The 19,414-nt window shown below is 32.0% G+C and carries 17 protein-coding genes; 11 read left to right on the top strand and 6 right to left on the bottom strand.

Annotated features, from left to right (window positions below; all coding sequences use genetic code 11):
- Positions 1-191 precede the first annotated feature (191 nt).
- Complete coding sequence (locus tag OQ292_RS17945) at positions 192-1,802, top strand: DUF4836 family protein (protein ID WP_284683521.1); 1,611 nt, start codon at positions 192-194, stop codon at positions 1,800-1,802.
- On the top strand, positions 1,803-1,937 hold the full coding sequence (locus tag OQ292_RS17940) for a hypothetical protein (RefSeq protein WP_284683520.1): 135 nt from the start codon (positions 1,803-1,805) through the stop codon (positions 1,935-1,937).
- Here OQ292_RS17940 and OQ292_RS17935 read toward each other — a convergent pair.
- The 3 genes from OQ292_RS17935 to OQ292_RS17925 form a co-directional block, all read right to left on the bottom strand.
- Positions 1,934-2,917: a S41 family peptidase gene (locus tag OQ292_RS17935; RefSeq protein ID WP_284683519.1), complete on the bottom strand. Its 984-nt coding sequence runs from the start codon at positions 2,915-2,917 to the stop codon at positions 1,934-1,936. The genes OQ292_RS17940 and OQ292_RS17935 overlap by 4 nt on opposite strands.
- Before the next feature lie 260 nt (positions 2,918-3,177).
- On the bottom strand, positions 3,178-3,909 hold the full coding sequence (gene folE, locus OQ292_RS17930) for a GTP cyclohydrolase I FolE (RefSeq protein WP_284683518.1): 732 nt from the start codon (positions 3,907-3,909) through the stop codon (positions 3,178-3,180).
- Positions 3,869-4,279, bottom strand: coding sequence for a 6-pyruvoyl trahydropterin synthase family protein (locus tag OQ292_RS17925; protein WP_284683517.1), 411 nt, complete (start codon positions 4,277-4,279; stop codon positions 3,869-3,871). The genes folE and OQ292_RS17925 overlap by 41 nt, the downstream gene beginning before the upstream one ends.
- 211 nt (positions 4,280-4,490) lie before the next feature.
- Between OQ292_RS17925 and OQ292_RS17920 the strand changes: the two genes are divergently transcribed.
- A complete protein-coding gene (locus OQ292_RS17920) occupies positions 4,491-5,954 on the top strand; it encodes a phytoene desaturase family protein (RefSeq protein ID WP_284683516.1) in 1,464 nt (487 codons plus the stop codon).
- Between the two features lie 3 nt (positions 5,955-5,957).
- On the opposite strand, the gene OQ292_RS17915 is transcribed toward OQ292_RS17920, so the two are convergent.
- Positions 5,958-6,611, bottom strand: a complete 654-nt coding sequence (locus OQ292_RS17915) for a GIY-YIG nuclease family protein (protein ID WP_284683515.1) — start codon at positions 6,609-6,611, stop codon at positions 5,958-5,960.
- Between the two features lie 408 nt (positions 6,612-7,019).
- On the opposite strand from OQ292_RS17915, the gene OQ292_RS17910 reads away from it, so the two are divergent.
- The 5 genes from OQ292_RS17910 (at position 7,020) to OQ292_RS17890 (ending at position 14,803) form a co-directional block, all read left to right on the top strand.
- Complete coding sequence (locus tag OQ292_RS17910; RefSeq protein WP_284683514.1) at positions 7,020-7,409, top strand: hypothetical protein; 390 nt, start codon at positions 7,020-7,022, stop codon at positions 7,407-7,409.
- 199 nt (positions 7,410-7,608) lie between these two features.
- A complete protein-coding gene (locus OQ292_RS17905; RefSeq protein WP_284683513.1) occupies positions 7,609-9,327 on the top strand; it encodes a SulP family inorganic anion transporter in 1,719 nt (572 codons plus the stop codon).
- Positions 9,328-9,470: 143 nt separating this feature from the next.
- Complete coding sequence (locus tag OQ292_RS17900) at positions 9,471-11,441, top strand: hypothetical protein (RefSeq protein ID WP_284683512.1); 1,971 nt, start codon at positions 9,471-9,473, stop codon at positions 11,439-11,441.
- Between the two features lie 91 nt (positions 11,442-11,532).
- Positions 11,533-13,911, top strand: coding sequence for a hypothetical protein (locus OQ292_RS17895; RefSeq protein WP_284683511.1), 2,379 nt, complete (start codon positions 11,533-11,535; stop codon positions 13,909-13,911).
- 7 nt (positions 13,912-13,918) lie between these two features.
- The gene (locus OQ292_RS17890) at positions 13,919-14,803 is read left to right on the top strand and encodes a DUF3592 domain-containing protein (protein WP_284683510.1); all 885 of its coding nucleotides are present in this window, start codon (positions 13,919-13,921) and stop codon (positions 14,801-14,803) included.
- Between the two features lie 11 nt (positions 14,804-14,814).
- Here OQ292_RS17890 and OQ292_RS17885 read toward each other — a convergent pair whose 3' ends face one another.
- The gene (locus OQ292_RS17885; protein ID WP_284683509.1) at positions 14,815-15,639 is read right to left on the bottom strand and encodes a universal stress protein; all 825 of its coding nucleotides are present in this window, start codon (positions 15,637-15,639) and stop codon (positions 14,815-14,817) included.
- A 324-nt stretch (positions 15,640-15,963) separates the two neighbouring features.
- Between OQ292_RS17885 and OQ292_RS17880 the strand changes: the two genes are divergently transcribed.
- The gene (locus OQ292_RS17880; protein ID WP_284683508.1) at positions 15,964-16,731 is read left to right on the top strand and encodes a type III pantothenate kinase; all 768 of its coding nucleotides are present in this window, start codon (positions 15,964-15,966) and stop codon (positions 16,729-16,731) included.
- Positions 16,732-16,956: 225 nt separating this feature from the next.
- Positions 16,957-18,282, top strand: coding sequence for a DEAD/DEAH box helicase (locus OQ292_RS17875; protein ID WP_284683507.1), 1,326 nt, complete (start codon positions 16,957-16,959; stop codon positions 18,280-18,282).
- Positions 18,283-18,295: 13 nt separating this feature from the next.
- Here the strand turns inward: OQ292_RS17875 and OQ292_RS17870 are convergent, their stop codons facing one another.
- Positions 18,296-18,739, bottom strand: a complete 444-nt coding sequence (locus OQ292_RS17870; RefSeq protein WP_284683506.1) for a gamma-glutamylcyclotransferase family protein — start codon at positions 18,737-18,739, stop codon at positions 18,296-18,298.
- 47 nt (positions 18,740-18,786) lie between these two features.
- Between OQ292_RS17870 and OQ292_RS17865 the strand changes: the two genes are divergently transcribed.
- Positions 18,787-19,389 carry a TetR/AcrR family transcriptional regulator gene (locus OQ292_RS17865; RefSeq protein WP_284683505.1) on the top strand — a complete coding sequence of 201 codons (603 nt, stop codon included), beginning with the start codon at positions 18,787-18,789 and terminating at the stop codon, positions 19,387-19,389.
- The last annotated feature ends 25 nt before the right edge of the window (positions 19,390-19,414 follow it).

Below are 19,414 nucleotides of genomic sequence, written 5' to 3'. Positions count from 1 at the left end.
GTTAATTTAGGTGAAATTCTAAAATAAATTTTTACGCTAAGCTTATTCTTAAATAGGATATTTGTATTATTTTTTAGTCAATCTAACTTAGATTGAAGCTTACTTAAATAAGTATCACAATAATTTTTATTAACTTTAGGGGATTTAATTTGCTCAATTATTAATTTTCCTCAGTGTTTTACCTAACTAATATGATTAACAAAAAGGCAGGATATTTTTTTCTAATTTTTGCCTCATTTACATTTACAATATTTCTCAATGGATGTAAAGAAGAACGTTCAGTTCAATCTTATATACCCAAAGATGCATCTGCTATTATTACATTAAATACTAGTAATATTGTAACAAAACTTCTGTTTCAAAACTTTGAAGGCATTAATCCTAAAATCCTTATAAAATTTACCGAATTATTCTTTTTCGAATCCTCATCAAGAAAAAAGAGCCCATTAAACGAAATATTTAACCAACCAATTTCCACTGGTTTAAATCTACTTGACGACATTTATCTGTATACCAATGACATAGAGAATGAAAATCAAAAATATACAGGTATATTCTGGAAGATGAATGACTCTAAAAAATTTGATGAGTTTTTCACAAACAATGTAAGCAAAAAATATAGCATAACATTAAACAAAACTGAGAACTACAATACAGGTTATTTTAAAGATTATGGCTTTTCTTTAGGATGGAATAAAGAACTGCTTGTTGCCATATTTCCATATAACGACACTAAACCCGGAAACACACTAAATAAACTCAATGAGATTTTTGAGCTAAAACCTTCGGAATCAATTATTGAGGATGATAACTTCAACAATCTTTCTGATTCTGATGATGACATGACTATTTTTGCTCGTCCTTCTCAGTTGAAACCCCTCACTCAAAAATTTATACCAGATGCATTTAATGGTGGTATCAAATACTTTAATGCATTTATCAATTTTGACGACGACCAAGTAAAAATCAACGTTAAACAATACCTAGAGAATGAAGCAATTGCTGTTTATCAAGATCTACTTTCAGAAAACTTACATTCTGACTTATGTGAAAGAATAGATGACAGCGAATTAGTAGCTTTTCTTAACTTCAAATATGATAAAGGATTTATAGCCAAGTTTATTAAATTTTATAATATGCGCTTGGCAATGAAGGCAGTAATTGCAGCTACTGGAGTTCAAGAAAAAGAGTTGTATGAACTTACTGGTGGAGATGTATTTATAGCATATGCTACCAATAGAGATAACCATAACTTTTTAGTAAGCGATAGCAATAACAGTGAGAGACTACCTTGTTTTATTGCTGAACTTAAAACTGGACCCAAAATGCCTTCTTTCCTTGATAAAATGAGTAATAATGGCATTCTCAATAAGCAAGATGATCTTTATAATATGAATGAAATTCTTGGGTATGATGCATATATAAAATTAGAGGATGATAAAATGCTGGTAACTAATGATTCATTTTATGTATTGAAACAAAAAAGAAGAATAATACCAGAACCAGATAGAGAAATTCAGAAATTAAGCTCTGGTTATCCTATCTCTGCCTATATAAACTTCGATAGGTTATTAAAACAGAGTCCGACTTTTTCAAACACCAGTTTTTTAAATGATAATTTTTATGAAGTAGCGAATGTGCTCAAAACTGCATCATTTTACACCAAGCCTTTAGAAGATAATGTTATGAATTCAAGGATTGACATTAAATTTAAAGACGAAAAGGAAAATAGTTTGAATAGCTTAATTAGACTATTTAACATTCTAGAAAAACAACAAGATAAAATCACATCAGAATTATAGATGAAAAAGAAAATAAAACCCAGCTTAATAGATATTCAATCGGAGATGGAAAAAGCTAACAACAGTAAAGACAGGTTAAAAAATTACCTACAAAATGTAGATGTGTTCAAGAAAAAGAAAGAGGGTGAAGATTAATTTCTGCTAGCTAATTGAATTGCAACATCAAGTGCTTTTTCAGAATCACAAAGAGAATCTGGCTTAACTCCTACTCTTTCCCAATTAGTTTTAGTTATTGGATTTATAGCACGCCCAACAGGTATTATAGCAATTAGCGATTCATTTAAAGTATAAGCATTTACCGGATGAGCTCCTCCTCCTGTAACCTCGCCAATTATTTTGGCTCTTTTTAAATGCTTTAGATTGTAGCAAAATTCTTCAGCTCCAGAAAAAGTATAATCACTAGTTAAAAGATAAAGCGGTTTATCAGGCATTCTTTTTCCTCTAATCTCCTTAAGTGTATAAAATTCTCTGGTGATTTGTTCTGGTCTTAAATACAAAGAGTTCAAATGGACAGGGTTTTCATCAAAAAAATAGCTACAGTATAATTGCACCATAGCAGGATCTCCACCTCCATTATTTCTTAAATCTATAATTATACACTTAGCATCTTTTAGCGTTTCCATTGCTTCTGCAACTGCTAGCTCAGACGAATTGGATAGCTTTGGAAACTTATCAAAAGCAAGATATCCTATATTATTATTGAGTATTTTGGCATCTGTTATTCCATAATCTTCACCCAAAGCAACATTAGATAATGAAGTAAAACTTAAAGATTGCTCTGCATTTGCGCGAATTCTAAGATGTTTATCATTCACTACACCTCTCAATTCAACAGTCAATAACTCTGCGAGCGAATCATAAGAGTTAACCTCAGAATACTTCCCTTTAATCAGATTACTATTAATTAAATCTGACATTTGCTTACCTTTTTCTGGAAAAACATAGAAATCTTGTAGGTAAGATGCCAGCTTCACAATTACTTCTTCTTTTTCCGACTTAGAAATCTTCTCCTCAATATCAACATCATTTTTTATAAAAACTTTCGAAAATAAAATGATTGCAAAAGAACAAATTGCCAACAAATATATAATCTTACCAATTGAGGGTTTCTCCATAGTCTTACTTTTAAAAGTTGCACTATTAATAATTGTGTTTCATACAGAAGACAGTCAAATTCTGAAAAGTCACTAAATACTTTCTCCTTTTAATTAAAAGACACTCTTGTAAGCTTTTTGTGACAATGTTTACAGAATTTTCATTTCTTAATCTATTATTTACCTCAAATGAATACTGAAAGTTTCAAATTCAATATTTTAAAAATAAAAAAAGCCTGATTGTAGTAATCAGGCTCTTCAAATATTATAATATTTAAGTCTTATTGAATGTATTTTAGAAATTCACTTTTGATGGCTTCATTTTTAAATTTTCCACTAAAATGTGATGTAACTGTTGAACTTGCATGATCTTCAACACCTCTCATAGACACACACATATGTTTTGCATCCATAACAATTGCAATATCTTCCGTTTCTAAAACTTTTTTAAGTGTTTCTGCAATTTGCACTGTCAATCTTTCTTGTACTTGTGGTCTTTTTGCAAAGTACTGTACAATTCTGTTAATCTTAGACAGCCCAATCACTTTACCATTTGAAATGTAAGCCACATGTGCTTTACCTATAATTGGCACAAAGTGATGCTCACAATTAGAATTAAAGCTAATATCTTTTTCAACAAGCATTTCATTGTATTTATACTTGTTATCGAAAAGCTTAACAGCCGGAAAATTCTTTGGATCTAATCCATTGAAAATTTCCTTAACATACATTTTTGCAACACGATGGGGTGTTCCCTTCAAGCTATCGTCTGTAAGGTCAAGCCCAAGAGTTTCCATAATCTCTTTAAAGTGATGTTCAATTTTCCGCATTTTTTCATCATCACTTAATTCAAAAGCATCTTTTCGTAAGGGTGTATCATAGGAAGATCCGACATGTTCATCACCAATCTGCTCAATTAGCTCTAGTGACAGACTATCGGACTCCGTTACGTTTTGATTTGAACCTTTTCCGTTAAGATGCAGGGTATTCAACGAAGTTCCGTTCTGTTTCATAAAGGGTTATATTTAAATCAAACTTTTTTTCAAGTCTCGCTCTAATTTTATTATATATAACATAGGCTATATTTTCTGCTGTCGGGTTTAATTCTCTGAACTCGTTTGTATCCAGATTTAAATTTTTATGATCGAATTTACTTACTACCTCTTCTCTAATAATTTTTTTGAGAATTTTTAAATCTATCACATAACCTGTTTCAGGATCAACCTCACCCGTAACTTTTACAATTAAATCATAATTATGACCGTGAAAACTTGGATTGTTACATAACCCAAACACCTCTTTATTTTTTTCGTCAGACCAATTAGGATTATGCAGTCGGTGAGCTGCATTAAAATGTTCTTTCCTGTAAACAGATAATCTCATTCAGTATCTAATTCAAATTATGTAGCTGTAAAGTTCAGGCAGGCATTTCTTTATACAAAACTATTCTTAAGATATTTCCCCCCTTTTTCCGGATTCCTTCAAACATCCTCGTTAAAACTCTTATTACTTGAATGAAGTTCCTTGATTTTGCGAAGGTAACCATATGATTATAAATTTTGTTTAACCTTTTATGAAAATAATTAAACAATAAATGAGTAACGATTTTGATGCTTGTGTTGTTGGCAGTGGCATAGCTGGTTTAAGTGCGGCAAGCTTACTGGCTAAAGAAGGTCTAAAAGTTTTAGTTTTAGAGCAAAACTGGATTCCGGGTGGATGTACAAGTTCTTATCCTCGTAAAGGATTTGTATTTGAAACCGGTGCAACTACCCTTGTAGGATTGGAGAAAAATATGCCTCCTGGCTATTTACTAAACAATTTAAACATAGAAATAGATGCAGTGAAATTGGGTTTGCCAATGCAAGTTCATCTTTCTAATGGTAAAACCATCAATAGATATGAAGCCCTTGACCAATGGATTAATGAAGCCGAGCTCAAATTTGGGATTAAAAATCAAGCAAAATTCTGGAAGTTTTGCTTTGATATAGCAAACTTTGTTTGGGATACTTCCCTTAAACAAAAGTCTTTTCCACCTGATAGATTCTCCGATTTGGTTGATTGTGCTAAAAATGCAAATTTCAAACAATTAAAATACGCTAGATATGCACTAAAGTCAATGAAAAATTTATTGGCAGAATATGGATTGTTAGAGAATCAAACTTTTGTAGATTTTTGTAATGAGCAATTATTAATTACCTCTCAGAATAATATAGAAGAAACAAATGTTTTGTTTGGTACAACAGCTTTGTGTTACACAAATTTTCCTAATTACTATGTAAATGGTGGTTTAATCAACTTAGTTAATCCTATTGTAGATTATATAGAGCAGAATAATGGAGAAATATTATTAAGGTCTGGGGCAACTCAAATCGAAAAAAAAGATGGTAATTACATTATTCATACAAAAGATAAATCTATAAACTGTAAATTTTTAATCTCTTCCATTCCAATAAATAATACACTTCAACTTATATATTTCCCCATTAGATCACAGTTTAATTCAACTAACATTCTACAGTCTGATAAATTGAATTCCGCTTTTCAAATGGGAATTGCTTTTAAAGATGATAAAAAACTTGAAGCGGTTCATCATCAAATTCATTTAGATAAACCATTAACACAAGTTGGTTCTAAAAGCATATTTTTAAGCTTAAGTCATCCCAACGACAGCTCAAGATATAAGGAAAAAGGATATAAAATTGCATCTGTAAGTACGCATGTGCACGATCCAGAAAATAATATTATACAAAATAAAGATGCAGTTGAAGTTGAGATAGTTAACCAACTCGAAAAATTAGGTTTTCTCAATAAAGACAGTATTGCCTATTTGCATTCATCGACGCCAAAAGCTTGGCATAAATGGACTCAAAGGGCATTTGGTTTTGTTGGCGGTTATCCTCAATATATGAAGACCAAACCTTGGCAAATGTTAAGCGCAAGATTAGATGGTGATAAAGCTTATATCTGTGGTGACACAACATATCCCGGTCAGGGAATTCCAGGGGCAGTTTTAAGCGGGATTATCGCATATGAGAAATTGAAGAAAGATCATTTGTAAAAATCAGAATAACTGGTTCCTCAAAATCCTTCTGATGGTTCTAATGGTGAGTTTGCTAACTTTTTGCTCATATTTACTATATATCTCATCTAATGTAAGTCCTCTTTCTAAATCCTCAACTATAAAAGCCCATTTAACCATATACTCACTATTAGGAGTCTGATATTCCAGAATTTTCCTTACTGTTTGAATAGTCGACTTATTTATCTCTCCATGGTGTTGCTCAAATATTTCTTCTGTACTCATTCCTAATTTGAGCTCTTCAGCAATTTTTGCATAGTCTTTCAGGTACTTTTCATTTGCCTCCTGTACCTGCATTTGTGGGTTATTTATAAACCTAAGTTTTTTATAACTCTTGGTAGATTTATTCAACTTGGCAATAGCATAGCTCCTCACTATATTATCACAAATTGTAAGATCGTCTTGTTTCAATTCAAACCATTCTCCTTTTACGCGTTTATGCTGAAATAAAACATGAAGGCTTTGTTCCACTTCATCCATATTGTCAGCCAAATATTGTCTAATTACTTTAAACTCTGCAGGAAGGTGTGTTCTATAAGCAGCAAGTCTTTCGTGGAGGTCTTTTGTTTTACCAATCTTAAAGAGTTTCCCGGTTTTAATAATATATACACATTTTCCTCTGTGAAATTGATGCATTTATTTGGTCTCTTTAATTGAATTATTTTACGAAATTAGAAATTTTTCTCTACTGAAGAAAGAACAATTGCAAAGGTAAACATAGAATATTTTGAATTTAGTGAAATCTGTTAACAGGCATAATTCAAACTTTATTACACTTCATTTACGCTTGTATTTCTTGTATTTCAGCAATGCAAATAAACCTTTTATAAATTTATTTCCATATAGAACACATATATTAATTTTATAATTGACTTATAACCAATCAGTTATTGGACAGCAAATTAATTAAACAGCAAATTAACCCAATAAATTAAATCACTATTTTTTGTTATTTTAAGTATAGCAATACCACATTATAGCTAATACTTAATTTAAAAATAATATATAAAAAAAATTCAAATAAGAAGTTAAATGGGCAGAAGCATGAAAAACTGTAAGTCCATATTAAATAGCAATTCATTAGAAACTAAAGACTTGGCAAACCTTCTCTTGCTAAGCTTGCTATTAAGCATATTTTTTCAGTTTTCATCTTTATCACATCATAGTAATATTCCAAAAGAAGAGAAAGAAGTAAATGAAAAACTCGAAATAGAAGAATCAACTTCTAGAATTTCCACGACAGTAATAAATAGACAAAATGGTGGAGACAGTGGTTTGGGAGTAATATATATCATCATTAATAATGATGTGACCTTACTATTTAAATCATTCCCAACAATAACAGAAATTTCCACTTGTAGCAATTTCGTTTACATTCAAGCTTTTACTCAACTGTACCTTCTCTTCTCTCAATTAGTACTCTACGATATTTAATTCTAGATTCTGAAATACTATATAATTAGCTGATTTACTTATAAATCAGTAAAACTTTTGCGCTCCTTTTCAGATTTCAGATTAGCAAAATTCACTCAGGTTAAAATTAGCCTAATCTGATTTTCAAATTTCATCAATCATTAGACAAGTTCTACCACAGAACATTCTTGTATTTCAATTAGACAGAATTAATCCTGCTATGAAAAATCATTTCAATCATCAACAAGATATTCAGCATACATTATCTTTTGTAAAAAACTTTTTGACTGACAGTGTCAGAGAGGTGAATCCTTGGAACAACATTAAAATCATGCATACAAATCTTAAAGCTGATTTTATGTCTGGTTTAACGGTGGCAATTATTGCACTTCCACTTGCATTAGCTTTTGGGGTAGGTTCTGGGTTGGGTCCTGCCGCTGGTATTTGGGGAGCCATTGCTGGAGGAATTTTTGGAGGCATTTTCGGAGGTTCTAAAGTTGGTGTAAGTGGCCCAACTGGCCCTTTAATGGTTCAACTCGCTGCTATTATGGTAGCATTTCATACTGTGTCTGGTGAATTAGATGTAGTTGCAGCTTTCAGTATCGTATTCTTAAGTGGATTAATACTCGTAGGTCTTTCAATGTTGAGAATTGCTAGGTTTATTTACTATACTCCATATTCTGTTGTCGCTGGTTTTATGTGTGGAATTGGTGTAATTGTAATGCTATTAGAATTTAACACTTTCTTAGGTGTACCTAGCGCTCACAATGTAAAAGAAGCAATAAAGGATGTGCCTTATGCTTTAATGAATGCAAGACCAGAATCACTTTTAGTTTCAATTCCTACATTTTTAGTATTGTTTATCTGGCCTAAGATAACCCAAAAGTATAGTAGACTTCAAGCATTGCCTGCCACCTTAATTGCACTAGCAATTGGTACAACAATCGCCAAAGTTTTAGATTTAAATATTTTATATATCGGTGAAATACCTACTGGTTTGCCAACATTACACATACCAGAATTTTCGAAATTTGGAGATTATTTCTTGCCTGCACTCTCTTTGGCTGGCCTCACAATATTTGACTGTTTGCTCACATGTGTGGTGGCAGATCAAATGACTGGAACAAGACACAGTAGCGATAGAGAAACATTTGGGCAAGGTATTGCAAACATGGCTGCTGGTTTATTTGGAGGTCTCACTCCTGCCACTTCAACAATGAACACTGTTTCTAATATTAAAACCGGAGGCAAAACACCAATGGCATCCGTATTTCATGGACTTATCTTACTTGCAGTAGTATTAGGTTTAGGTCCACTAGCAGAAGGAATTCCTATGGCTTGTTTGGCTGCAATTTTATTAAAAGTTGGAATTAATATTCTGGATTACAGAATAATTCCGGTGCTTCATAAACTTCCATTTAACGACATGATCGTTTTCTGGTCTGTATTACTAATTACTATCTGGCAAGATTTGTTAGTTGCAATGGGCGTAGGTGTAGCTTTAGCATTCTTTAGGTTCGTACAAGAAATTAGCACTGCCTATAAGCATCAAATTTCTTATCTAGACAAAAAAGAAAAAACTCATTATAACCTTGATGAAACTCAAGAAAAAGTAAAACTTTTAAAACCACAAGGCCCATTGTTTTTTGGTGCGGTCGACTCACTAGTTAGATCATATCAAAAAGCAGCTAAACACCATATTTTAATTATTGATTTAAGTGATGTAAGTATGTTAGATTTAAGTGGAGCTTATGCGCTCGAAGATTTAGTTAATGATACAGAAGCAAAAGGAATCAAAGTAATTATTACAGGAGCTAGTTCTAAAATTGAAAAAGTACTAGAAAGTGTAAAAGTTGTTGATCACTTAGGGAAAGATCATTTCTTAGAGATACAAGAGAATAAAATCAAAAACTTTAACCCTTATAAAATAGCTGGATAAAATTCAGCTATAACAATATCAGCAAAATAGATTTAAGTCTATTTTTATTAATCCATTTTTCTGATTAATATTCAAAAACATTCATTCTATGAATTAGGATGAATGTTTTTTTATTTCAATTTTTTGTCTGATTCCCACTTTTTATGTCAGAAACTTTAAATACTGAGCTAACCCAAAATCAATATTATTACACTGTTGAAGAATTGCAGCAAAAAGTTAAAGATTTACAAAAAAGAGTTTTAGCTGAAAGCTTCAAAGTAGAAGAAGAGAGTTGCTTTAATCCTGTTCAAATAAAGCCAGAATTAATTCAAAAAGAAAATACAGAATTTCAAATCTCTAAAGAACCAATTCAGTTATTCTGGCATCCAGAAGTTACCATAGGAATTACAACATTACTAGCATCTTTCTCAAAAATAGAAAGAGAAGCTAATACATTGGTTCTCAATGTAAATATGTTTGAGACTGAAAGTTTAGATAAATACATTAACGAATCAATTTCTCTACTTAAAAAGTTACCTACAAATTGCCAAAACATAGTTTTTCTGATAGATGAAAACAATAATATAAACTACATTAAGCAGACTATTAGCCTGTTAAATAAATGGGTAACGCATCAAAATACTAGTGTTAGGTTCTTTCTATTATGTTCTCAGATTTTTAAGGATATATACCAACCAAAATTCAAACTTGAATCAACAAAAGAAGCAAATAATCAGATAGATACGGATCAAATTCCAGATGGGATAGAAAAAACTTGGAACACCGCTGGCTTTACTGAAAAAGCAATTCTAATTACTACTTGCTTTATGCCAGGCTTAAACCTTCACCAATTTAGGCAAGTGGTTTCATTGGTATTAAAACAAAAAGATAATCAAGAAGAAAAAGAAAAATCAGACAAAAAGCTTCTCGGAAATTATGCATCAAAATGGGAGAAACAATATGATCAACTTTTAAAAAACTGCCAATTAAGTTCTTATAAAAGATTTGGCAAACCTGCCGGAATTGACTTTGCCTCTAAGGCTTATCGAAAAGCTTTTATTCAATATATAGAAGACGAATATCCTATTTTTCTGCAAGAATACTTCGAGATTTTATTACAAGCAGTTTATCCGGAACTTTGCTTTTCAGATCATCAGATTTTAGTAGCATGTATCGCCATGTATGGTAGAATTGCAGATAGCCACAATGATTATCAAGAGAACCCTAAACCTGTAAAACTGTTCAATTACCTACTGCACAAACAATCTGTAAATAATATAAAAACTGAGTTAGCCGCTTTATCGGTTGCAGAAATGCTTTTGCACGAATCTCTAAAAAATCCAGCTCATGTTTTTACTAAAAGTTTTTTGGAAGAAGAAGATGAAGAAAACTTATTCTTGTTTTTTGAATATCTGGAATCGTTTTCAACAGGTCAGACTCTGTTTTTTAGCCTTCCTTATCTTAAACAGTTAATAGAAAGCAATAATGAACAAATAAGTAAACAGGCTTTTGACTTTTTAATTGGGATTTGTTTTGAGCACAACTTTCTTTCTGACAAAGTATTTACACTTATAAGCACATGGAATTTCAGTATTACTTTAAATTCTGAGCTAAGCCAAAATCTCCAAGTTAATTTCTATCAACTTTTTACATTAGAATTCTTACTACACTCATTCCAAAACTCACAATCTTTAGTTTTAGATGATACTTTGCCAAATTTAAAACTAATTACAACACCACTATTTGTTGCAAAAAACGATACGCTATTTTTACAAGAATTGATCAATGTAATCGTCCAACTCAAACTGCCAATGTTTGAAAGCGAAGAACATTCATTTGGTTTACAAGCTTTTATCTTCACAGAAATACTCAGCTTCTTTTATTCATTCAACAAAAAATTTACTGAAACCAAGTTTCCTGATCAGGTAAACAAATTACTAATCTTAATCAAATCTCATCCGGTATTTGGCAGCAAGTTAAAAAAGAAAGAACTGATTAGAAGTTGGCAGTATGCGATGCAAGATTACCTTATTGTAGCTTCTGAAACTTCGCATGGAGATTTGCCAAAGCTTAAAGCAATTTATCTAAAAAGGAAAATGATTATGAGCTTAATGAATAAGTTCAGAAATTTATAGTACTTTTTTGCTATTTTTCAGGAAATTTCAGCATATTTCTCAAAGAATAATAGAATCACAAGGCTAAAAAAAATATTAACTAACAATTTTTATGGATAGCGGCAATCCCTTACAGGAAATTATTACGCTTATAGACGACAGCATACCTATGCAGTCTGGAGTTGGTTTACCAGGAATAATCATTCACTTAAATGATGATAGCAATTCTTTTGCTAAATACGCACCAAAGGGATTTGACAAAATACTTGGGCAAACTGCTTCTGAAAGCTATCTGGTAACCAATAAAAAAATTGTAGTTGAAGAAAAAGACGGTCCCATCATCCGTATTCCAGAGTTTTCTCCTCGAAGAATAATTAATCTTTCCGCAATTTATGAGATTCAGTGTCCTTCTGGTAACGAAAGACAAGTTGTAAATGCATTGCATTATAGAGAAGGATTTAATTCTGGGCAACGCTTTAATAAAATGCTCCACGATTGGACATTGAGCTTTGCTCGAGATGAAAGACGTTTCCCAAATGGATTTATAATTAGTTTTTTTCAGGCCAAAAAAGCACTCGAAAACTTTCTGGTTGAGCAGACACTGCACTATACTGGCTTAATACTCAACATCGAAATAAATCTGCTGCATCATAAGCTAGATGAGATTCGAATAGAAACTAAAATGCCATTTCCTGTTTCGGTTAAAGATTTTAATCAACCTGTAAAACTATCTTTTGAAGGAGTGATAGAGGTTGATGAAGAAAGGAAAATAATGGCTATTTTAAATGATAGCAAAAAAGACAGCTTCAGCCTGATGATTCAAAATGAAATTCAGCATGTATTTCATAAATTTTTCACCCTAGAAGATTATTGTTTTCATTTTAAGCTAGGAGCTGGAATGGCTTTAAATGAACACATTAATGAGTTTTTGAAAAAGTATGGCCGCAAAATCCATTACATCAATTACACTACAACCGATTCTAGTAGTATTATTCCCCAAGACTTACCAATAGTTAAATACACTTATCCGGTAAGTATTACAGATATGCCAGACATGGTGCAGGTGGAAAACTTCATCTTTTTAAACCTACATAATCTGGTAAAATTCAAAAATTCTGGCATTGATGATAAAAGTATTAACCTTTGGGCACAAGGTAGATTAACTAAGATTATCGATCGTATTTTTGTTGGATTAAGCTATAAAAACACCTTGCTTAATCATCAAAAAATAAAAAATATAATTAAAGAAAAATTTACCGAAGAAGTTACTAGTATTGGTTTACAAGCCTCGCATGTGGTAGAATTAAAGGGCTTAAATGCACTTACAATGATGCGAAAACAATTTAGAATTGTAATTGAAGACCAGTCTTTCCCTACCAGTGACATGGGCGTAAATATTCATTTCGATTTTATTATCAGAGGAACGCTCACAAGCCTAAACGACATTAAAAGTCTCTTAGATCCTCATATAGACTTAGAAGAAGAAATTAAAGATCAGGTAATTAGCTCTGTAGAAAAACAAGTTCACGATATTACACCCGATGAGCTATTTAGAAAGTTTGATTACCGTGAAGATCCTGAATCTTATACTGTAAGAGAAATTCTTGAAGAAAGTATTTCCGAAGCACTCGAAAAATTTAAAATATTTGGGCTACAAATTCATGTACACCCGAGATTAGCTTACATTACTGCCAGACTCACTGCATTAGAAAAAAAACCACATCAGTTTAAAGCCGAGGTATTCCCTATTAGGCACGAAGGTAATGCCGAAAGAATTATCTTTGATGTAGAATACAAAATTAATGGTGTAGCAGAAAATGGCTGGGCAAGGTTTCTTTCATCAACTGATGCTATACACGAAAATGAAGAGCCTGATGAGGAAGAAGACGAAATGTTTGACGACCCCATGGCTAGTTTTAACATGAGGGATAGAGAAGGAATGGAGTTTTCTGAAGATCAAAGTATGGTGAAAGGTATGGGTGGCGAAGTGGATATTAATCAATTACAGAGATTAAATTTTCAAATGTCTCAGCAGCAACCAGATATAGTAGCAGACGAATTGCCCGAACCAGAAATATTTGATGAACAAGAAACCAAGAAAGAGCTTAAAAGATTAAAGAAAACCTTAAAGAGAAACCTAAAAGGTTATTTTGAAACCTTATTACTAAAAAAATTAAGGTATAATAGAGATTCTGAACTGAAAGAGTTGATGCAATCTGCACAGAAAGAAGTTTTTACTCCAGCAGGTGAAAGAATTGGACTAGAAATAGAATTAACAAGCTTGAGCAGAAGACCAACTATTTTTGAAAAAGAGAAAGTGAAGATGATTGAAAAATATAATAAGCAGTTGGTAAGAAATATGGAAGCAGAACTGGAAGAGTTGCATAAAAAGCGATTGATGTTGATTAAACTCGATCCGGGAGACGATAATGAAGAATTAGCTGCTGTAGATAAGCGCTTAAAAGAATTAACTAGAAACTGGGAAAAATAAACCATTTATGGTACAACACGAGAGAAAAAGGCTTGCAACTCCACCCAGAAAAATACCCTTTACTACCCGACTTGAAATCCTTTTCGGAGGATTAACAAATCGTATTGGATGGCCAATTTTTGGTCTGGGAATGATATTTTTTTGGGTTTTCTCCCTCGAATCAGACTTAATGAATATCAGAAAATTTTCTTCTGATTTAAAAACTGCAAAAGGCAAAATTTATAAAGTAAGAGTAACAGGTTCCATTGTTAATGGCAAAGAAGTAGAAGAATACTCTTACCAATTCTGGACAGAAAGCGGATTACATTCTGGCACATCTTACAGTAGAGATCAACATTACCATATAAAAAATGAGGTAGTTGTTGAGTATGTAAACGAACATCCAGAATTTAGTAGAATACAAGGTTTGCGTACTGCCGAATACGGTATTGCGGTTGGTTTACTTCCACTTATAGTACCTTTTCTCGGCTTTATTATGGTTTATCTTGGTTTTAAAGGAGGCAACCATACAATTAAACTATTGAAAAATGGCGAAGTAGGTTATGGTAAGTTGGTTAAGAAAACTGCCACAGGAAGGGAAATAAACGATCAAATTGTTTATCAAATGTTTTTTGAGTTTCAAGCAGATGATGGAGAAAAGTATTTAGTAGAAACTCATACTCATGAAGCATACAGGTTAGAAGATGAAGATGTAGAAGTATTGCTATATAACAGAGAAAGACCTACTGAAGCATTAATGTTTGATAGTATGCCGGGAGAACCTAAAGTGGATACAGAAGGAAATATAAAAGCAACTGGTGTATCTGTGGCATTTGGCGCTTTATTGGTACCACTTCTAGCGATTGGAGGAAATTTACTTTATATGATTAGCCTAATCATTCAATTTCTATAGTAACAAAACCGCTAGTTCATAATTAGTAATGGCAAGTTTGAATAAAACTGAGTTTCATTATTTACTATTCTTTTTACCATTCTATCAATTACTCCATTATTCCCTTGAGGATTAAGAATAAGAATATTGCCATTTTCTTGGTTGGTATATGTCCAAATTGCCTTTTCATTATTTCTTTCACGGATAAACTTGTACTTAAAATTTTCTGTATTAAACTTTAGCCTTGTACTAAATTTTTTGTCTTTAAAATAACTTTCACATAAATATTGTCCAGATGATATCTGAAGGATATGAGTTTTAACCTTGAATTTATAGGCAAGAAATAATATATCATTGAGTATTTTAATATCATCTAAAAAGTTGAAATCAAAAGCAAAAACCAAGTTTTTAAATCCTTCAAAACAATAATCTTCCGGCACTAAAAGTAAAGGCAATTTAATTTTTGCTAAAAAACCTGGAATACTTTCATTAAATAATTTTCTATCGTGTGAATGCTTTTTGTTAAATCCCATTACACAAAAGTTGATGTCGTAACCACCTAAAATACATTCCAAACTTTCTAAGGAACAACCGTTTTCATTTATCAAGCAATAATCAACTTTTGAATCATTTAAATAATATTTTTTTATTATTTCAATTTCCCTTTCGGCTTCTACTTCAACCTCTCTATAAAAATAATCTTTTTGTATTGTAAGCGCTACCTCCTGCTTATGTGCATCTAATTGATTATATAGAATGTATAATTTAGAGTTAAAATACTCTGCAAAATGTATAGCATACTTTAGGGCGTTTATCGAACTTTTAGATAAATCTATTGATACAAGAATATTTTCCATTGTTACCATACAACAAGATTTTAAAGAGTCTAAAAAATTTCTGGTATTATTAAATATTCTTCATACAGCTTTCTAAAAAATATGGGGTAAAATTGCTTAAACCTAATAGACAGAAGTCTGAATGCAAGATTGCAAAAACAGGTAGAATAAGTGCGATGAGTGAAATTAAAACAGATCGTGTTTTCTTTACCTATACCGAAAACTTGAGTTTATATATAAGCTACATTTTTATATCTTGTAGCCAAAATCATATTTATTTATAACTTTTAATTATTTAAATAAACTGATTTCTAACCAAATATACTTTTTTTAAAATTTAAAAAAATGATACTTGTCATTGACATAGGCAACACAAACATAGTATTTGGCATATTTAAAGATGACCAATTTCAACTTGAGTTCAGAATTGATACTTCCCAACAAAAACAAGCTTCAGATTACCAGATGATTCTGAGAAGTTTTATGTTGGAAAATAATTTAAAGGCCAGTCAATTTAAAAAAATTATATTAAGTAGTGTTGTTCCTAGGCTCACACCAATTATTCAAGAAACTTGCGAACATTTATTCGGATTGAAAGTAATCCGACCAAGTGCCGAAAATTATACTTACTTGCCACTGAAAATTAAAAATCCCAGACAAATTGGTACTGATCTAGTAGCCAATGCACTGGCAGCTTGGCAAGCTACACAAAATACTTCAATTGTAATCGATTTTGGTACAGCATTAACTTTTACAGTTTTAGATGCTAGTGGCGAAATAAAAGGAGTTAACATAGCGCCAGGTTTAAAAACAGCAATGAAAGCACTTTCTGGTAATACAGCACAATTACCCGAGATCCCTTTGGAGTTTCCTAAATCGGTAATAGGAACAGATACAGTTACAGCGATTCAGTCTGGTTTAATGATAGGTTATACCGGATTAGTTAAACACATGATTAGCGAAATTAAAAATGAGCTCAATCAATCGTGTAAAGTAATTGCTACTGGTGGGCTATCATCTATTTTAGAAAATCTACATAGCGAATTTGATCAGGTTGATAAACACCTTACACTCAAAGGGCTTTTCTACATGAGCAAATACATAGAAAAATAAACTCCCATTCTTTAAACAATCTGTAATACAATCTTGTAGATACTAGAAGAAACTTCTTTATGAAGATTTCTATTTATAACTTGCAGGTTCAAATTAGCTTAATTGTAATTTCCCGCACAACCTACTCTAATACAGTAAGTTGTGTTTTTATTATAGTATTTCAAAAAATTAGTTTTAGAATAAATTTAATTCTTAACTAATACATCTTAGATAATTACGCCAGACATGGAAACAGCATTCAGTGATTTAAAACTTAACAAACAGCTAGTAAATGCGGTAGAAGATATGGGTTATACCAAACCTACTCCTATTCAGCTGAAAGCTATACCAAGAATACTGGCGGGTCAGGATGTTTTGGGAATTGCTCAAACTGGCACAGGAAAAACTGCCGCATTTCTTCTCCCAATTTTAATGAAGATTAAATATGCTCAAGGTGAACACCCAAGAGCATTAATTCTCGCTCCTACTCGCGAATTGGTAATACAGATCAATAAAGAGCTTGAAAAGCTAACAAAATACACAGACATTAGACATGCTGTAGTTTACGGTGGAATTGGTCCAAGTAAGCAAATTGAAGAAATAAGCAAAGGGATTGATATACTAGTGGGAACTCCCGGAAGAGTGTTGGATATCTATTTTAAAGAAGCGCTATACCTGAGAGGTTTGCAAGTGATGGTGCTCGACGAAGCCGACAGAATGATGGATATGGGTTTTATGCCGCAGATTAGACAGTTTCTAGAAATTCTACCTGTTAAAAGACAAAACCTCCTTTTTTCTGCTACTATGCCACAAAAAGTACTTACACTTTCAGAAGAGTTCCTTGAGTTTCCTGAGAGCATAGAAGTAACACCTCAAGCAACTCCTGCTGCTATGGTAAGCCAAACAGTTTACCATGTTCCTAATTTTAGAACTAAAATCAACCTTTTAGAGCATCTTTTAAAAGATGAAGAAAGCTTTAACCGTATAATCATTTTTGCCAGATCTAAGAAAAATGCAGAAAATGTTTACAAATTCTTAAGTAGAAAAGTAGATAGCAATACGCGTGTTATCCACGCCAATAAAGGGCAAAACACTCGAATTAATGCGATGGAAGATTTTAAAGAAGGCAGTATAAGGATATTGGTTTCTACTGATGTTGCAGCCAGAGGTATTGATGTTTCTATGGTAAGCCATGTAATTAACTTTGATATACCAGTTCTGTATGAAGATTATGTTCACAGAATTGGTAGAACTGGCCGTGCCGAGCAAAAAGGCAACGCAATCTCTTTTTGTAATCCTGCTGAAAAATACCATTTAGAGAAAATTCAGAAGATTATTAGAATGCAGATTAGTGCAGAACAAATACCTGCTGAAGTTGAAGTAACTGACACTCCTTTTGAAGAAAGACAAGAGTATCTAAGAGAAATAGACAAACAAAAAATGAAAGAAAACCCTGATTATAAAGGGGCATTCCACGAAAAGAAAGACAAGCTGAAAAACAAAAACATTAATTACAGACCTATCTCAGCAAAAAGCAAAACTAAAAAACACAAAAGGAAAAAAAGATTCTGATTATAGATTATTATCAGATCTTGTTTTTGAGATATGCTCTAAAGTCTCCACCGTCTAATCTAGAAAGTCCTTCGAAGGGTTTGTTATTAATATAAGCCCAGCATATCTCAATACCATTTTCTGTTGAAACTGGAATCTCTGCTCTTACATACTCTCCCGCATCCGGATTTACACTTTCTATACCTTCGTACTTATCTAGTACTTCTAGCAACTCTTCCAGATTATTTTCAATTTCTAACACTTCGCCCTTAATCTCAAATTGGCTCTGCTCATTAAACACTGCTAGCGGATACTCAAAGTGCCAATTGCTTACAATATATAACTCACCCTTAATAGATGCCTTTACCACTTTACCCACAGATCGGTGCAATTGCAGCGCGTAAGGATTGTCGAAACCCGACATTAATGTTCCATAAACAAACAATTTGTTATTAGTTTTAAATTTATTTTCAATCATTTGATTAAATAATTTGATTTAAATATTTACTTAAATATATTTGACACATGGAAAAGCAAAGTACTGAGGAAAAAATTAAAGCAGCAGCAAGAAAACTTTTTATAGAAAAAGGGTTTGCAGCTACAAAAACCCGAGACATTGCAGAAGAGGCAGATATAAACATTGCTTTAATGAATTACTATTTTAAGAGTAAAGAAAAGCTGTTTGATGCAATTTTAGAAGAGGCTTTCCAGTATTTTCCAGGAAAATTGATCAGTATTCTCGAAGAAGAAATTTCAATAGAAGAAAAGGTAACAAAGTTTGTAACCACACATTCCGAAATGCTTAAGAGCAATCCACTTGTACCCATATTTGTATTGAGTGAATTGAGAAACAATCCACAGAAGTTTGTGGAGAAAATTGGAATGCATGAAATACTAACAGATGGTGTTTTGGTAAATCAATTAAAAAGAGAAGCAGCAAAGGGTAATATCAAAAAAATATCCCCTATTCACTTTCTAATCAACATGATATCGCTCACGGTTTTTCCTTTTATTATTCAACCAGCACTATTAACTCTCGAAAATTTAAATGCAGATATTTTCAATAATTTAATAGATGAAAGAAAACAGATGATCCCAGAAATTTTGATGAATCAAATTAGAATCTAAAAAAATTTATCCCGAATTTAAACAA

The sequence above is a fragment of the Chondrinema litorale genome (assembly GCF_026250525.1).
In the GTDB taxonomy this organism is placed as follows: Bacteria; Bacteroidota; Bacteroidia; order Cytophagales; family Flammeovirgaceae; genus Chondrinema; species Chondrinema litorale.
Note: the sequence above shows the minus strand (reverse complement) of the source record. Positions and strands in the feature narration are given on the sequence as shown.

Bases quoted from the DNA above. Each gene is read 5' to 3' on its own strand.
- OQ292_RS17915 (WP_284683515.1), bottom strand. From the start codon at position 6,611: ATGCATCAATTTCACAGAGGAAAATGTGTATATATTATTAAAACCGGG.
- OQ292_RS17935 (WP_284683519.1), bottom strand. From the start codon at position 2,917: ATGGAGAAACCCTCAATTGGTAAGATTATATATTTGTTGGCAATTTGT.
- OQ292_RS17870 (WP_284683506.1), bottom strand. From the start codon at position 18,739: ATGATTGAAAATAAATTTAAAACTAATAACAAATTGTTTGTTTATGGA.
- OQ292_RS17925 (WP_284683517.1), bottom strand. From the start codon at position 4,279: ATGAGATTATCTGTTTACAGGAAAGAACATTTTAATGCAGCTCACCGA.
- OQ292_RS17940 (WP_284683520.1), top strand. From the start codon at position 1,803: ATGAAAAAGAAAATAAAACCCAGCTTAATAGATATTCAATCGGAGATG.
- OQ292_RS17880 (WP_284683508.1), top strand. From the start codon at position 15,964: ATGATACTTGTCATTGACATAGGCAACACAAACATAGTATTTGGCATA.
- OQ292_RS17875 (WP_284683507.1), top strand. From the start codon at position 16,957: ATGGAAACAGCATTCAGTGATTTAAAACTTAACAAACAGCTAGTAAAT.
- OQ292_RS17920 (WP_284683516.1), top strand. From the start codon at position 4,491: ATGAGTAACGATTTTGATGCTTGTGTTGTTGGCAGTGGCATAGCTGGT.
- OQ292_RS17895 (WP_284683511.1), top strand. From the start codon at position 11,533: ATGGATAGCGGCAATCCCTTACAGGAAATTATTACGCTTATAGACGAC.
- OQ292_RS17905 (WP_284683513.1), top strand. From the start codon at position 7,609: ATGAAAAATCATTTCAATCATCAACAAGATATTCAGCATACATTATCT.
- OQ292_RS17910 (WP_284683514.1), top strand. From the start codon at position 7,020: ATGAAAAACTGTAAGTCCATATTAAATAGCAATTCATTAGAAACTAAA.
- OQ292_RS17865 (WP_284683505.1), top strand. From the start codon at position 18,787: ATGGAAAAGCAAAGTACTGAGGAAAAAATTAAAGCAGCAGCAAGAAAA.
- folE (WP_284683518.1), bottom strand. From the start codon at position 3,909: ATGAAACAGAACGGAACTTCGTTGAATACCCTGCATCTTAACGGAAAA.
- OQ292_RS17885 (WP_284683509.1), bottom strand. From the start codon at position 15,639: ATGGAAAATATTCTTGTATCAATAGATTTATCTAAAAGTTCGATAAAC.
- OQ292_RS17945 (WP_284683521.1), top strand. From the start codon at position 192: ATGATTAACAAAAAGGCAGGATATTTTTTTCTAATTTTTGCCTCATTT.
- OQ292_RS17890 (WP_284683510.1), top strand. From the start codon at position 13,919: ATGGTACAACACGAGAGAAAAAGGCTTGCAACTCCACCCAGAAAAATA.
- OQ292_RS17900 (WP_284683512.1), top strand. From the start codon at position 9,471: ATGTCAGAAACTTTAAATACTGAGCTAACCCAAAATCAATATTATTAC.